General features: G+C 52.9%; 14 protein-coding genes. 5 read left to right on the top strand and 9 right to left on the bottom strand.

The window, feature by feature from the left end; translation table 11 throughout:
* Window positions 1–19: 19 nt before the first annotated feature.
* From BLX24_RS04670 to BLX24_RS04680, 3 genes are all read right to left on the bottom strand, one after another.
* A complete protein-coding gene (locus tag BLX24_RS04670) occupies window positions 20–901 on the bottom strand; it encodes an OmpA family protein (protein ID WP_071501933.1) in 882 nt (293 codons plus the stop codon).
* A gap of 213 nt (window positions 902–1114) precedes the next feature.
* Complete coding sequence (locus BLX24_RS04675; RefSeq protein WP_071502306.1) at window positions 1115–2134, bottom strand: zinc-binding alcohol dehydrogenase family protein; 1020 nt, start codon at window positions 2132–2134, stop codon at window positions 1115–1117.
* A 126-nt stretch (window positions 2135–2260) separates the two neighbouring features.
* Window positions 2261–3241 (bottom strand): zinc-dependent alcohol dehydrogenase family protein, encoded by a 981-nt coding sequence (locus tag BLX24_RS04680; RefSeq protein ID WP_071501934.1) that lies wholly within the window; start codon window positions 3239–3241, stop codon window positions 2261–2263.
* A 96-nt stretch (window positions 3242–3337) separates the two neighbouring features.
* Here BLX24_RS04680 and BLX24_RS04685 point away from each other — a divergent pair, with 96 nt between their 5' ends.
* Window positions 3338–4063 (top strand): MIP/aquaporin family protein, encoded by a 726-nt coding sequence (locus BLX24_RS04685; protein ID WP_071501935.1) that lies wholly within the window; start codon window positions 3338–3340, stop codon window positions 4061–4063.
* 123 nt (window positions 4064–4186) lie between these two features.
* Here the strand turns inward: BLX24_RS04685 and BLX24_RS04690 are convergent, their stop codons facing one another.
* The 5 genes from BLX24_RS04690 to BLX24_RS04710 all read right to left on the bottom strand — a co-directional run bounded on the left by BLX24_RS04690 (window position 4187) and on the right by BLX24_RS04710 (window position 9646).
* Window positions 4187–4798, bottom strand: coding sequence for a 2OG-Fe(II) oxygenase (locus BLX24_RS04690; RefSeq protein WP_071501936.1), 612 nt, complete (start codon window positions 4796–4798; stop codon window positions 4187–4189).
* A gap of 2 nt (window positions 4799–4800) precedes the next feature.
* Window positions 4801–5112, bottom strand: a complete 312-nt coding sequence (gene nuoK / locus BLX24_RS04695) for an NADH-quinone oxidoreductase subunit NuoK (protein WP_071501937.1) — start codon at window positions 5110–5112, stop codon at window positions 4801–4803.
* Between the two features lie 12 nt (window positions 5113–5124).
* The gene (locus BLX24_RS04700; protein ID WP_071501938.1) at window positions 5125–5664 is read right to left on the bottom strand and encodes an NADH-quinone oxidoreductase subunit J family protein; all 540 of its coding nucleotides are present in this window, start codon (window positions 5662–5664) and stop codon (window positions 5125–5127) included.
* The gene (locus BLX24_RS04705; RefSeq protein ID WP_071501939.1) at window positions 5657–7150 is read right to left on the bottom strand and encodes a 4Fe-4S dicluster domain-containing protein; all 1494 of its coding nucleotides are present in this window, start codon (window positions 7148–7150) and stop codon (window positions 5657–5659) included. Before BLX24_RS04705 ends, BLX24_RS04700 begins: the two co-directional genes overlap by 8 nt.
* A gap of 72 nt (window positions 7151–7222) precedes the next feature.
* Window positions 7223–9646 carry a thiamine pyrophosphate-dependent enzyme gene (locus BLX24_RS04710; RefSeq protein WP_071501940.1) on the bottom strand — a complete coding sequence of 808 codons (2424 nt, stop codon included), beginning with the start codon at window positions 9644–9646 and terminating at the stop codon, window positions 7223–7225.
* 319 nt (window positions 9647–9965) lie between these two features.
* On the opposite strand from BLX24_RS04710, the gene BLX24_RS04715 reads away from it, so the two are divergent.
* Both BLX24_RS04715 and BLX24_RS04720 read left to right on the top strand, forming a co-directional pair.
* Entirely contained in the window at window positions 9966–10388 is a 423-nt protein-coding gene (locus BLX24_RS04715; protein ID WP_071501941.1) for a DUF1573 domain-containing protein, read from the top strand.
* Between the two features lie 203 nt (window positions 10389–10591).
* Window positions 10592–11494 carry a prohibitin family protein gene (locus tag BLX24_RS04720; RefSeq protein WP_071501942.1) on the top strand — a complete coding sequence of 301 codons (903 nt, stop codon included), beginning with the start codon at window positions 10592–10594 and terminating at the stop codon, window positions 11492–11494.
* Window positions 11495–11599: 105 nt separating this feature from the next.
* Here BLX24_RS04720 and BLX24_RS04725 read toward each other — a convergent pair whose 3' ends face one another.
* Window positions 11600–12478, bottom strand: coding sequence for an alpha/beta hydrolase (locus tag BLX24_RS04725; protein ID WP_229201701.1), 879 nt, complete (start codon window positions 12476–12478; stop codon window positions 11600–11602).
* Between the two features lie 248 nt (window positions 12479–12726).
* Here BLX24_RS04725 and BLX24_RS04730 point away from each other — a divergent pair, with 248 nt between their 5' ends.
* Together BLX24_RS04730 and BLX24_RS04735 are read left to right on the top strand one after the other, a co-directional pair.
* Window positions 12727–14118: an APC family permease gene (locus BLX24_RS04730; protein WP_071501944.1), complete on the top strand. Its 1392-nt coding sequence runs from the start codon at window positions 12727–12729 to the stop codon at window positions 14116–14118.
* Window positions 14115–14450, top strand: coding sequence for a translation initiation factor (locus tag BLX24_RS04735; RefSeq protein WP_071501945.1), 336 nt, complete (start codon window positions 14115–14117; stop codon window positions 14448–14450). Before BLX24_RS04730 ends, BLX24_RS04735 begins: the two co-directional genes overlap by 4 nt.
* Window positions 14451–14524 lie beyond the last annotated feature (74 nt).

A 14524-nucleotide genomic window follows, 5' to 3' on the forward strand; every position in this document is an offset into this window, starting at 1 on the left:
GTGATGACGCTGTCGTCAATTATTTGCCTGTCGAGAGCAGGTTGAAGAACTGATCCAGTTTCGGCGTCAGGATGATTTCTGTACGACGGTTAGCTTTACGGCCGTCCGGCGTTGTGTTGTCTGACTTAGGTACGAACTCGCCACGGCCACCGGCAGTCAGACGCTCAGGCGCAACACCGAATTTGCCTTGCAGCATACGAACAACAGAAGTTGCACGCAGTACGCTCAGATCCCAGTTGTCTTTCAGATTGTCAGACGAGAACGGAACCGGATCCGTGTGGCCTTCAACCAGGATGTCCAGTTCTTTGTGGTCATTTACAACAGACGCAACTTTGCCCAGAACATCTTCAGCAGGCTTGTTGATTTCCCACTTGCCTGAAGGGAAGAGCAGTTTGTCGGAGATAGACACGTAAACCACACCTTTCTTCACTTCAACCTGTACGTCCTGATCGTTGATATCGGCCAGTGAGCGTTTCAGGTTCATAACCAGCGCCAGGTTCAGCGAATCTTTCCGCTGCATTGACTGGTTCAGGTTGTTTACATATTTTGTCTGCTCGTTCAGCGTCTCAAGTGATTTCTTGATGCTTTCGGCGCCTTGCTTGCTAACGATCGACAAGTCAGCCATCCGGTCAAGCAGGTTGTTGTTGTTTTTCTTCAGGTCGTCGATTTGCGACTGTAATTCCTGAATACGGGTGTTGCGGCTTTGAATTTCGCCGTCTTTCGTACGTAACTGAGTGTTCAGATCGGCTGATTTTTTGTCGCAGTCAGCCAGATCAGCTACCGCTTTGCTGCGAGCCGATTCGAGCTCGTTGTAGCGGTTCTGTAGATCAGTCAGTTTTTTCTTGCCCACACATGATGAGAGCATTGACAAAGCAACCAGTACAAAAAGGGTCTGTCTCATAAGTTTAGTAAGTATTCGTAGCAGGTGAAGGTTAAAACTGTCACACAATGAATTAGAGCGCAATTTACGACAGTTTTGTTACTTGTTCCAACTTCTACCAAAAAAGACATATCATAAACAGTTTCTACTTTGTTGTTTCCCTTTTTTGATCCGAACCATACAAACGTTTTTGTAAAATTCGAAGAAGGTAATGCAATCGCAGAAATTAACCACCTAGTCGTCAAGGGATACCATGGCTTTAATTACGCCGGATGTTGGATCCAGCCAACCGGCGAAGGTATCCTTAACCTCACTAAATGCAACCCGGTGCGTAATGTAGGTGGTCGGGTCAATCAGGCCTTTTTTCATGCATTGGATCACGTGCTCAAAATCAATCCGGGTTGCATTCCGGCTGCTCATCAGTGTGGCTTCCCGCTTGTGAAATTCGGGATGGCTGAAGCTGATATCGCCTTTCTGTAACCCCACCAGTACATACCGGCCGCCGTGGGCCAGGTACTGAAAACTGGTATTGATCGCGCGCAAACTGCCGGTCGCATCGATGACAACCGTAGGCATATCGCCGCCGGTAATCTCACTCAACCGCGCCATAACATCATCCGTTAACCCATTAATGGTATGGGCTACCGACAGCTTTTCCTGACAGAAGCGCAGACGGTCCGGATTGATGTCTAATGCTATTACGCCGGCACCGGCAATTCGGGCTATTTCCATAATACCTAAACCGATCGGTCCTGCACCCACAACCAGCACAAACTCGCCTGGTTCGATGGCCGCGCGCCGGACGCCGTGGGCCCCGATGGCCAGCGGTTCGACCAGCGCCAGGGCTTCGTAGCTGAGGCCCTCGCCGTGTATCAGAGAACTGGCGGGGACGCTCAGGTACTCAGCCATGCCCCCGTCGCTGTGTACGCCGCAGACATTGATCTTTACGCAGCAATTGGGTTTACCCGCCCGGCAGGCTACACATACGCCGCAGTTGAAATACGGAATAAACGTTACAGCTTCACCGGCTGAAAAGGCCGGCGCCCCATCGGCGCTGACCAGTTCGCCGGCCAGTTCATGCCCCAGAATGCGCGGGTACGAAAAAAAAGGCTGCGTTCCTTCGAAGGCGTGCAGATCGGTACCGCAAATCCCAATGCGCCGGATCCGGATAATGGCCTGACCGGCCGTTTGTTCGGGTTTGATGCCTTCCTGATAGGCAAAAGAGCCCGGCTCTGTGCAAACTAACGTGTTCATGCTTGAACGTTCCTGACAAAATCCGGCACAAAGAACGGGCTTTTCGGGTTGCGCGCTGACCGGCGGATTATCCTGTTGGTATATTATTTTATCCGGACTGTCGGATTTATCTGACAAAATCCGGTATCAGGGACGTACCAGAATTTTGCCGTGGCGTCCCGGCCGGTCGGCGTGCTGAACGGCTTCTTTAATCTGATCGAGACCGTAACTGGCTTCAACGGGTAACTTAATGGTGCCGGAAGCCAGCAGGGAAATTACCTGTTGGGCAACTTCCTTACGGATCTGGCTGTCGGCATGTTTCATCCAGTCTGACAGCCAGAAACCTTTGACCGTTAGCCCCTTGAAAATCATTAGCCCGACATTGACGATTGGATCTTCGCTGCTCATGAGCCCATAAACAAGCATGGTTCCGTTTTTGGCCAGGCATTTCAGGGCTTCGGTGGCCGTGTGTCCGCCAACGGCGTCGAGCACGCATTGTACACCCTTTCCGCCCGTGATCTGCTTCACACGGTGGGCCATGTCTTCGGTTTCGGTATTGATCACGGCTGTGAGCCCGAGCGCTTTCAGTTCGTCGTTCAGATCATCGCGGCGGACCGTACCGATGACATTGATGCCCTTGAGGTGGCAAAGCTGGATGACCATTTTCCCGAACGCCGAGCCCGCAGCAGTCAGCATGAGCCACTGATCCGGTCCGGCTTTTACACCGGAATCCTGCACCATGGCATAGGCCGTAAACGGATTGACGAACAATTGCGCGGCGACGTCGTCGGTCATCATGTCGGGAATTGGGATGATAGCCTGCGCGTTGGCGATGGCATATTCGGCCCATGTGCCCACGCTGGTAAAACTCACCCGCATGCCGATGCGCAGGTCAACGCCTTCACCTGGCTTTTCGATGACCCCGACACCTTCAAAACCGGCACCTGAATCCGGGAGTTTCGGCCGGATCCCGTAGCGGTTCTGGATAAAGGACAGGTCGGAGGGGTTGATGGGGCTGGCAATGACCCGGATCAGTATTTCGCCCGGCCCCGGTTCGGGGATCGGGCGCTCAGTGGCTTCGAGAACATCGGCCGGTAGCCCTGTCTGCTGAAAAATGGCGGCTTTCATATCGCTTGTCGATTAAATGTATTTCTGAAAATCCTGTTTATATGAATCAAAAATATGATTTAATTCGCACAAACTATTCCTAAACGAAGCCTTACTATGCAAGTCTCACCTTTTTTGGGCGAGTTGATCGGCACGATGGTGCTCTTATTGCTGGGCGATGGTGTTGTCGCCAACGTCATTCTGAAACAAACAAAAGGGCATAATGCCGGCTGGATTGTCATTACAGCGGGGTGGGCCTTTGCTGTAACAATGGGGGTATTTGTGGCCAAAGCTTTTGGGAGCATCGATGCGCACCTGAGCCCTGCCGTAACGATTGCCTTTGCCGTGGCAACCGATAATTACAGCAATGTCGTACCCTATATCACGGCGCAGATGATTGGGGCCTTCCTGGGAGCGGTACTGGTCTGGCTCTTTTATCAGCCTCACTTCGCCGCAACAGACGACGCCGCAACAAAACTAGCCGTGTTTGCCACCGGCCCCGCGATCCGGCATACCGGCTCTAACCTGACAAGTGAAATCATTGGCACCCTGGTATTGATCCTGGGGCTGGCCGGTATTACGACAAAATCATTGGGTGAAGTCGCCGTTGGGGTCGGCCCTTATCTGGTAGGGGTATTGGTCTGGAGTATCGGGATGTCGCTCGGAGGTACAACGGGTTATGCCATCAATCCGGCCCGTGATCTGGGGCCACGCATTGCCCATGCCTTACTTCCCATTCCCGGAAAAGGCTCCTCAGACTGGGGCTATGCCTGGATACCGGTCGTCGGCCCGGTGATCGGCGGTACCATTGGCGGGCTGCTGATCCGGTTCTTTGCGCTCTGATGGTAAAGAGCGAAAGAGTGATCCGGATTTTTTGTTGCCGGTGGTTCTGGATGGTTGCTGGCAGGTATCATGCCGGAACCATCCAGAACCACCGGCAACCCGGAAAGAGGGTCTTTTGATGGCTCAGCGGGTACGCAGCCAGCCTGTTACGCTCAGGCGCTCGCGGTTGGCCGGTAATACCTCATGTTCGAGCCGGTCACTTTCAAAGCACACCAACCGGCCGCCCACCGGCAAAACGGTGTCGATACGTTCGGTTCCGTCTGCGTTGGGGAGATAGATAGCCAGCTGGCCGCCATCTGCCTCTTGCCAGTTATGGTTGAGGTAACAAATAACCGATAGTTTGCGTCGTGAGTCTGTTTTAAACCGGTCGAGGTGGCGTTTGTAGAACGTGCCGGGCGGATAGAGCGCATAATGCAGTTCTGCATCCTGAAGGCCCAGGTAACACGTACGGTTGACGTACTGAATAAACTCGTTAATACGGTCCAGATACACTTTTTCTGCCGGGGTAGCAACTGTTTCATCGAGCCAGTGAATTTCATCGCCCCGGATTTGTTTTTCAACGGTAATCTGCTGATTCCCGATGGCGGCGGCTTTAAACCGGCCTTCCGCCCGGCGCTCGCGTAGCTGTCGGGCAAGGGCTTCTACCTCACCGGCCGACAAAAAGCCGTCAACAACCCCGTATCCTTCGCTTAGAATGCCGTCGATAATCGGCTCAAAAATGGCGGTTTCTTCCATGATTACTGCTTCAACTCACTGATTTCATCTAACTGCACGGTACGGAAATGCCGGTAAACCTGTAAGACGATTGCCAGGGCAATAGCGGCTTCGGCGGCCGCCACAACCATGACAAACAGCGTCATCATTTGCCCCTGCAACCGCACGGGGTCGTACTGGCTGAATGCGACCAGGTTCAGGTTAACGGCATTAAGCATCAGTTCAACACCCATCAACACAACAATGGCGTGTCGTTTTACTAATACAATGGCGAGTCCTATGCTGAATAAGGCTGCGGCTACTACCAAATAAAGTCCGGGTGTAATGGCTTGCATAGGTTAGCGGGGTTACTGGTTATTTGTCCGGTCGCCCTGACTACTCAGGTACGTCGCTCCGACAAGGGCTGCGAGCAGCAGGATACCGGCGATTTCAAACGGGATAATGTATTCCGTCATGAGCTGTTTGCCGATGGTATCCACCGACGTCTGAAAGGGGGCACGGTGCTCAAACAGTGAGAAATGAATCCGGCTGATCAGCGAATAGAAAGCTGTAAACAGCCCGGCTGCTACCAGCAACGGCCATAACCAGGCACGGTGTTGGGTCAGAATATAATTGGGGCGTGCAGCCTGAGGTCCGGTTGTTGTTTCCGGCTTTGGTTTATGCGTGAGCATAACGCCAAAGATGACCAGTACCAGCACCCCACCGACGTAGATCATCACCTGTGCTACTGCCAGCAGGTCGGCGCTGGCCAGCACAAACAAGGCTGCCACGCCTATGAGGGAAAGCAGCAGGAAAAACGCCGAGTACATTACATTGCGCGTTATCAGAACGGCCAGGCTACCGCCCAGCGTAAGGGCCGCAAATGCGTAAAAAATCAGGTTAAGCATTGGTATCGGGTTTGGGCTTCGCCGGTTCTGATTGTTCCGGGTTCTGTTCTGCCGCCGCTTTGGGCTTCATCGTTGGCCGGAAAGCGGGTTTGGGCTTCGCCGGTTCCGGTTGCTCTGGGTTCTGGGTTGTTGCTGGGGGCTGTGGTTCTGGGTTCTGGGTTGGTTCAGCCGTCGCTTTGGGCTTCATCGTTGGCCGGAAAGCGGGTTTGGGTGCAATTCGCTCTTTCACTCTTTCGCTCTCCCGCTCTTTATCTTCCGTCGGCTGCACCGTGTTATCGGCCTGGGCGGCGGGGTGTTCCTCACCGCTGGTCGAAACGCCTTTGTCGGTGGTCAGCAGGGCCGGTGATTCCGGTGACTGAATACCGGCAACCGGTATGGCTTCGTCAGCATCTTTGACAAGGGCCGTTGCCGGCTGCTCCTTTGGTGCAGGGTTGTCAGGCCCGATGCTCTGAGTTGGCTCAGCGGGTTTGGGCTTCAAGGTCGGGCGGAAAGCGGGTTTTGGCTTTGCCGCTTCCGGTTGTTGTGTGTTCTGTGGTTCTGCGTTTGGCGCAGGCTCAGCGGGTTTGGGCTTCAAGGTCGGGCGGAAAGCCGGTTTTGGCTTTGCCGGTTCTGATGGTTCTGTGTTGCTGAGTTCCGCGTTTGGCGTTGGTTCAGCCGGTTTTGGTTTCAGAGTCGGGCGGAAGGCCGGTTTTGGCTTCGGCGGTTCGGGTTGTTCTGTGTGGCTGAGTTCCGCGTTTGGCGCAGGCTCAGCCGGTTTTGGTGCAACCCGCTCTTTCGCTCTTTCACTCTCCCGCTCTTTATTTTCCGTTGGTTTGGCTGTCGGGCGGAAAGCGGGTTTGGGCTTCGGCGCTTCCGGTTGTTGTGTGTTCTGTGGTTCGGCGTTCAGTGCGGCAGCCTTTGCGGCGGCCTGTTCTTTCGCCCGTTGTTTCTCCCGCTCTTTTTCTAAAACAAACTGCTCATACAGACTACGTTTTTCAGCGGCTTCGTCGGGCGTCAGGTTTGAGAATTCGTAGGTAAGTTTACCCAGTTCGTATTCGCTGTAGTCAAACTTTTTCTCCATCGTCAGGCATTCGGTCGGGCAAACGACGGTGCAAAGGCCACAGTAGCAGCACTTCGCCATATCGATGTCGAACTTTCCGGCATACAACCGGATGGGAGATCCATCAGAAGCGCGGCCTATTTCCTCCGTTGCTTTGATGGCTTCAATGGTAATGCAGTCGACAGGGCAGACCTTGGCGCATTTATCGCAGACAATACAGTCGTCGATTTCGTTTTGCAGGCGATAGCGGCCATTATCCGGAATGGGAATGGTTTCGTGCGGGTACTGAACCGTTACCAGACCGGTTTGCTGTTCAAAATAGTTGTCGCTGGCAATCCCTAACGGCTGACGGCGCCTGGTGGCATTGCGGATGTGCCGGAAAGTCAGGCCCAGCCCCTGAATGGTCGACCGGATGCCGTCTTTGATGTCATCGAAATACGTACTCATTATCGGGTGGTTAGTGACCAGCAGATGGCCCGCCCATGCTGGTTTTTCTCCTGATCACTAACCGTTAATTACTCAATAGAGTTCTGGAAACCGTTGTGGCTCGACTTCACGCATGATGTCGTACACACAATCGAACACATCCTCCGGATTTGGTTTCGAGAAGTAATCACCGTCAGACGCATAAGGCGGGCGGTGATCTTTTGCCGAAATCGTACGTGGCGGAGAATCAAGGTATTGGTAAGCCTTCTGCCCGTCAACGACCTGCTGCATCATATAGGCTGTAGCGCCCCCCGGAAAATCTTCATCCGCAAAAACAACACGGTTGGTCTTCCTGACGGATTCCAGAATGCGGTGGTGCCGGTCGAATGGCAGAAGCGTTTGTACATCAATCAGTTCAACACTGATGCCGATTTCTGCCAGCTGGTAGGCGGCTTCCATCACGATACGGCACATCGACCCATACGTAACGATGGTAATGTCGCTGCCTTCGCGGAGTACCTCCGGCACACCGAGCGGCAGGCAGAATTCGCTCAGGTTGTCGGGAACGCGTTCTTTAAGCCGGTAACCATTCAGGCATTCGATCAGCAGGGCCGGGTCATCACCTTTGATAAGTGTATTGTAAAAGCCGGCCGCCTGTGTCATGTTGCGCGGAACGACGATGTGCATGCCCCGCAAACTATTGATCATCGCGCCCATCGGCGAGCCTGAATGCCAGATACCTTCGAGGCGGTGACCGCGCGTCCGGATGATAAGCGGTGCTTTCTGGCCCCCTTTGGTCCGGTAATGGAGCGAGGCCAGATCATCGGTCAGGGTTGCCAGCGCGTAGAAAATATAGTCGAAATACTGGATTTCGGTAATGGGTTTCAGGCCCCGCATCGCCATGCCGATTCCCTGACCGATAATCGTTGTTTCGCGGATGCCGGTATCTGTAATACGAATCTCGCCGTATTTTTCCTGTAATCCCGCAAATCCCTGATTTACATCACCAATATGTCCTACGTCTTCACCGATGGCTACTACGCGCGGGTCACGGCCGAAAAGATTGTCGAAGTAACGCTGCATGACCAGGTAGCCATCTACAATCGGACTGTTTTCCGAATAAACGGCAGGTACACCGGGGTTTTTCAGCGGCGAGTCCGGCGACTGGCTGTAGAGGTGCGAGCTATACCGGTCTTCATTTTCAGCACTGGTTCGCCGGAGCCATTCCGCCAGTCCCTGCCGGGTTTCGGGCGGATCGTTACGCAGAATGCGCAGGGCTCTCTTGACGGCTATCGTTGCGTCGCGCCGGATCGGGTTGAAGGCTTTGCGGAGGTCTTCCCGTACGGCCATGAGGGCAGGGCCTTTCGGGTTATTGCGGGCCGCCCGCTGAAGGAGGTCGAGGGCTTCGTCAAAGTCACCCTGCATCGAGGCTACGTAGGCATTCCAGGCATCGTTTCGTGCCTGGCGGGCCGATTTTTTCGTTTCTTCTTCGATCTCAGTCAGTTCTTCTGCCGTAGCATAGCCGTTATCAAGGATCCAGTTTTTAAACTGACGGTTGCAGTCATATTCGGCTTCCCACGCCAGCCGGTCTTTCGATTTATAACGCTCGTGTGAGCCCGACGAGGAGTGACCCTGCGGCTGGGTGAGTTCCTGCACATGGATGAGCACCGGCACATGTTCGTCGCGGCAGAGGCGGGCCGCCTGCCGGTAGGTATCAATCAGGGCCGGATAGTCCCACCCTTTAACGGTGAAGATTTCAATCCCCTTTTCCGACGCATCGCTGTATGGGGCTTCACGTTGTAGCCCCGCCAGTGCTTTCGAAATACTGGCTTTGGTTGTCTGATACTCGACAGGAACGGATATGCCATAGCCATCGTCCCAGACAGACATGAGCAGCGGGACCTGTAAGACACCGGCCGCGTTCATGGTTTCCCAGAACATGCCCTGTGATGTCGACGCATCGCCGATGGTGCCAAAGGTGATTTCGTTACCATGGCGGGAGAATTGGGTAAGGCTGTGAAGCGCCGGGTTGTGCCGGTAGAGCTTTGAGGCGTAGGCCAGCCCGATAGAACGCGGCACCTGACCGGCGGTCGGCGCCATATCACAGACTGAATTAAAAAACTCTGTTTGGTTGCGCCACAACCCGTTTTCGTCGAGCCAGCGGGTGGCAAAGTGGCCATTCATGTTGCGGCCACCCGTGTTGGGGTCATGGGCAATGTCGGTATGCGCATACAATTGGGCAAAGAACTGCTGCCACGTCAGTTCGCCGAGGGCCGCGACAAAGGTCTGATCACGGTAATAACCAGACCGGAAATCGCCCCGCCGGAACGATTTGGCAGCTGCAATCTGGGCCAGCTCTTTTCCGTCGCCGAAAATGCCAAATTTTGCCCGTCCTCCCATTACATCCCGCCGACCCAGCAGGCTTACCTGACGGCTTTCGCTCGCCAACCGGTAATCGGCCAGGATTTCCTCACGGGTTAGTACGTCAACCGTACGGATATGTTCGTTTGCAATCACAGAACAGTAACAGGTTTAAAGAGTGAAATTGGATTGTTTGATGAAGTGTTGTGTGACTGGCCTTGAATTACAGCGCAATAAAAAAATATTTCTACTGCCGGTTAATCTCTTACCACTGTTTTTCCGTCTAAGGAATCGTTAAGGTAACCACAAGTCGTAGTAAAAATAATATAATCCGGCGGAGCTTTCAAAAAAACGATTTTATCTGTTTCTTTGTTAGTGATTCGCAACCCGATTATCCTTTGGTATGCGATTTGTGGAGGTTAACATTTGTAATGTCTAACAATCAAATAACCAAACCTAAATTTAAATTATCCCGATGAAAAAGATTTTTTCATTATTCGTAGCCATGTTTGTACTTGTAGCAGTTAGCTACGCACAAAAAGGTACACTGAAATTCACCAAAGAAACACACGATTTCGGTAAAGTGGAGCAAGGCAAGCCTGTGACGTATGTATTTACGTTCAAAAATACAGGTACAGACCCTGTGGTTATCTCTGATGCGCAGGCGTCTTGTGGTTGTACAAAACCATCATGGACGAAAGAACCGGTAATGCCGGGTAAAACAGGTACTGTATCGGCAACGTACAACGCGGCTGCTATGGGCCCGTTCAACAAGTCGGTAACCGTAATGAGCAACGGTGAAACCCCAAACATCGTACTTTACCTGAAAGGCGAGGTTGTGTCGAAAGAAGAAGCTGAGAAAGCTGCTGCTGCCGGCGCTAAAAAAGGCACTAAATAAGGTGGTACATACACACCTTCATGGTTATTCGATGAAGGGTTAATTGATTGAGTAGTACCCCAAAGGCATCTGGTTTGTACCGGATGCCTTTTTTTTTACCATCCTTCCTGTTTTTTATCCCTTCGGCTTAAAATCAATATTTCTTTATTGGAATAAGGTACATTTGCTTTGTCTTCAGACACTTATCTTAACCGTACCTGAACATGTTTTTCGTAACACTTGGCCTTGTGATCCTCATCGTAGGGTTTGCCATCAATACGCCTTCGCTCACCATCTCCCGCTTTGCCCGTCCCGTAAAAATCGCTGGAATTGTTCTGATCGTTTTAGGCATGCTGACCTCAAGTCTCCGGCAGATCGACGCCGGGCATGTGGGTATTGTATCGCTCTTCGGCCAGATCAGCGACCGGACACTTGACCCGGGGCTTAATTTTGTCAATCCGCTTGCCTCGGTAACGGATATGGATGTAAAAACACAGAATTACACCATGTCGGGTGTGAATGACGAAGGACAGAAGTCGGGCGATGACGCCATCCGTGTCCTGGCTGCCGATGGCCTGGAAGTGGTCATTGACCTGACGGTGCTGTATCGTCTGCTGCCTTCCGAAGCGCCGCGGCTCATGCGGCAGATTGGGGAGGATTACACGGATAAAATCGTCCGGCCCATCACCCGGACCCGTATCCGCGATAATGCTGTTTACTACGATGCCGTTGCGCTTTACTCAACCCGTCGCGATGAGTTTCAGGGACGTATTTTTAAAGCGATTGAAAAGGATTTTAAATCGCGGGGACTGCTGCTGGAACAGCTGCTGGTGCGGAATATCAATTTGCCGGCGTCGGTAAAACAAACGATTGAGTCGAAAATCAATGCGGAGCAGGAAGCGCAGAAAATGCAGTTTGTCCTGCAGAAAGAGCGGCAAGAGGCCGAACGGAAACGGGTTGAAGCCCAGGGGATAGCCGACTACCAGCGTATCATGGCTACCGGCCTGACAGACAAGCAGCTGCAATATGAGCAGATTAAAGCGCAGCGGGAACTGGCGGCCTCGCCGAACAGCAAAATCGTCATCATGGGCGGACGGGGTAATGTCCCCCTGATTCTGAATGACTAAGAACACAGAATAGTATTCTGTCTCTCAGGGTTTATGTAAAACGGAATGGTATTCCGTTCTGCGCTCAACTTAGCTGCCAGAACGGAATACCATTCCGTTTTACCTTTATTTCATCAGCCCCTGAGCTTTCAGCCAGCCTTTACAGGCATCCGGCCAGTTTTCGATGGACCCTTTGCCTTTTGTGCGGAGGGCAAAGCCGTGGCCACCGGTCGGGTAGAGGTGCATTTCGCCGGAAACGTCGTTTTTCAGCAACGCCAGATAATAATCAATGCTGTTTTCGACCGGTACAGCCTTGTCATCCTGTGCATGTACCAGAAACGTCGGCGGGGTTTGTTTGGTCACCTGCAGCTCATTGGAGTAATAGGCAATCAGCTCGGCGGAGGTGTTTTGTTTACCCAGCAGGTTGTTGCGGGAGCCGCCGTGCGCCTTAGCGCCAAACGTCACGACCGGATACATCAGAATCGCAAAATTGGGTTTCGCCTCTTCGCTGGCTTTAAGGCTACCCGCCGACCGATGGTAATGGGTTGAGAGCGTAGCCGCCAGGTGACCGCCCGCCGAGAAGCCCATCACCCCGATTTTAGTCACATCCAGCCCATATTTAGCCGCCTGCTGCCGGATCAGCTTCATGCCCTGCATGGCGTCCATCAGCGGCACTTCCGATTGATTGGTCATCAGCCGCTCGTCGGGCAGGCGGTACTTGAGAATAAATGCCGTAATGCCCTGCTGATTGAACCAGCGGGCTACTTCTTCGCCTTCATGCCCGAACGCCAGAATACCGTAGCCACCGCCCGGACAAATCATCACGGCTGCGCCGGTTGCTTTGTCTTTCGGTGCCTGAAAGACCGTCAGCGTTGGTACGGATACATGGCTGATGCGCAGAATTCCATCCTGCTGGCCAACCTCTGATTTTTCGGGAAAGTTTGGGTTGGCCACGGCGTTCGGAACCGCACCGTCGGGCCAGAGTTTAATAACGTCTTGAGACATGGCAGGTAACGTACCAATAAAAAGGGCTATGGCGAGCCCGAGTGCTTTAACGTGCATATAGGTTGTTGTCGGATTTAAACCCCTACACTAAATCGCGGCAAGCGGTGAATCTACTTTTCCCGGTATAAATCAGGGAGAAAAACAGATGTTGTTAACACATTTGGTATTTCGGACCATTGCCTTCCGATAGCGGAACTATTCACCTGACCTTCGTTATTTATGAGTAGTAACGCCTAATCACTAAATCATTGAGCAATTCTACCGATTCTGCTGCCAGCCAAGGCAGTCCGCAAAGCCCGCATCTGCTCCGTCGGCTAAGCTTATTACAAGGTACGGCCCTGAATATGATCGATATGGTCGGGATCGGGCCGTTTGTGGTGCTGCCGCTGGTTATTCAGCTCATGGGCGGACCTAACTTCATCTGGGCATGGATACTGGGCGCTGTGGTGTCGTTTATCGACGCCTTTATCTGGTCGGAACTGGGCGCGGCTTACCCGCAGGCGGGTGGTAGCTACAGGTTTCTGAAAATCGCGTATGGGGAAGAACGGTGGGGGAAACTGTTTTCCTTTCTCTACGTCTGGCAGACGCTGATTCAGGCTCCGCTGGTAGTTGCATCGGGTTCGATTGGCTTTGCCCAGTACGCATCGTATTTGTTCCCGCTCGACGAATGGTCGGGGAAGGCGGTTTCCGGTACGGTGGTAATTATCGTTACGATGTTGATTTACCGGCGTATTGACTCAATCGGGCGGATTAGTCTGGTGTTGTGGGTTGCCGTTATGCTCACCATCGGCTGGATCATCGTCGGCGGGCTGACCAACGCAACAGTTTCGTTCTCAGACGTGCTCGGGCAGGCGATGCACCTCGACGGTAACCTGCTGTCGGCGGGACTCGGGGCGTCGTCGGTCAAAACGATTTATTGCTTTCTGGGGTATTATAACGTCTGTCACCTGGGTGGTGAAATGAAGAACCCGGAACGGAATATTCCGCTGAGCATTTTTATTTCCATTGCCGGTATTACCTTGTTGTATATGCTGCTGAACCTGAGTGTGGTGAGTGTTGTGCCGTGGCAGGAAGCGCAGAAAAGTACTTTTATTGTCAGTACGGTGATTGAAGCCATTTACGGCGCTAAAGCCGCCGGTGTCGCTACCGGACTGGTCTTGATTGTCGCGTTTTCGTCGCTGTTTGCCGTAATGCTCGGTTATTCACGGGTACCCTATGCTGCTGCCGTCGACGGACAATTCTTCAAAATCTTTGCTAAGCTGCATCCGACCCGCCATTTTCCGTACGTATCGGTACTGTTTCTGGGCGGGGTTGCGTTTGGTTTCAGTTTACTGTTCCGGCTGTCGGATGTGATTACGGCAATTCTGGCCATGCGGATTGTAGTACAGTTTATCGGGCAGGCAATCGGGCTCTGGCTGCTGCACCGGCGCAAAGCCACGTCGCACTTTCCGTTCCGGATGCCGCTGTATCCGTTGCCGGTAATTTTGGCCATTGCCGTCTGGTCGTATATCTTTATCTCGACGGGCTGGTCGTTTATGGTCTCCGGACTGACCGTTATCGCGCTGGGCGTTGTGGCATTCCTGCTGACGGCCAACATCCGGAAACAATGGCCGTTTGCGCCTAAACAAAATAGACTATGAGTAAGAAAAACCGGACGGGTGTTGTCTATTCAACAGACCCTGACTTTAACTACCAATCGGGTGATGAGCCGGAAGCCGAAACCCTCGCACCGGCTCATCAGCAGCTGAAAGTATGGCTCGAGCGGCTTGGCGGCAATAAGGTCGTGACGGCGGTAAAAGGCTTTATTGGCACCGATGCCGACCTGAATGCACTGGCAAAGCAGCTGAAAAATGCCTGCGGAACGGGCGGGTCGGCCAAAGACGGCGATATTCTGATTCAGGGTGATCACCGCGAAAAGGTGCTCACGTTTCTGACCCAGAAAGGCTATAAAGCGAAAAAGGCAGGCGGGTGATACGATTCCCGAAGCTTAAACGAAGAAGTATACATACCACATAGCCCCATCAGAACACATAGCTGGTTGACGCT

The sequence above is a fragment of the Arsenicibacter rosenii genome, from assembly GCF_001870735.1.
GTDB lineage: Bacteria > Bacteroidota > Bacteroidia > Cytophagales > Spirosomataceae > Arsenicibacter > Arsenicibacter rosenii.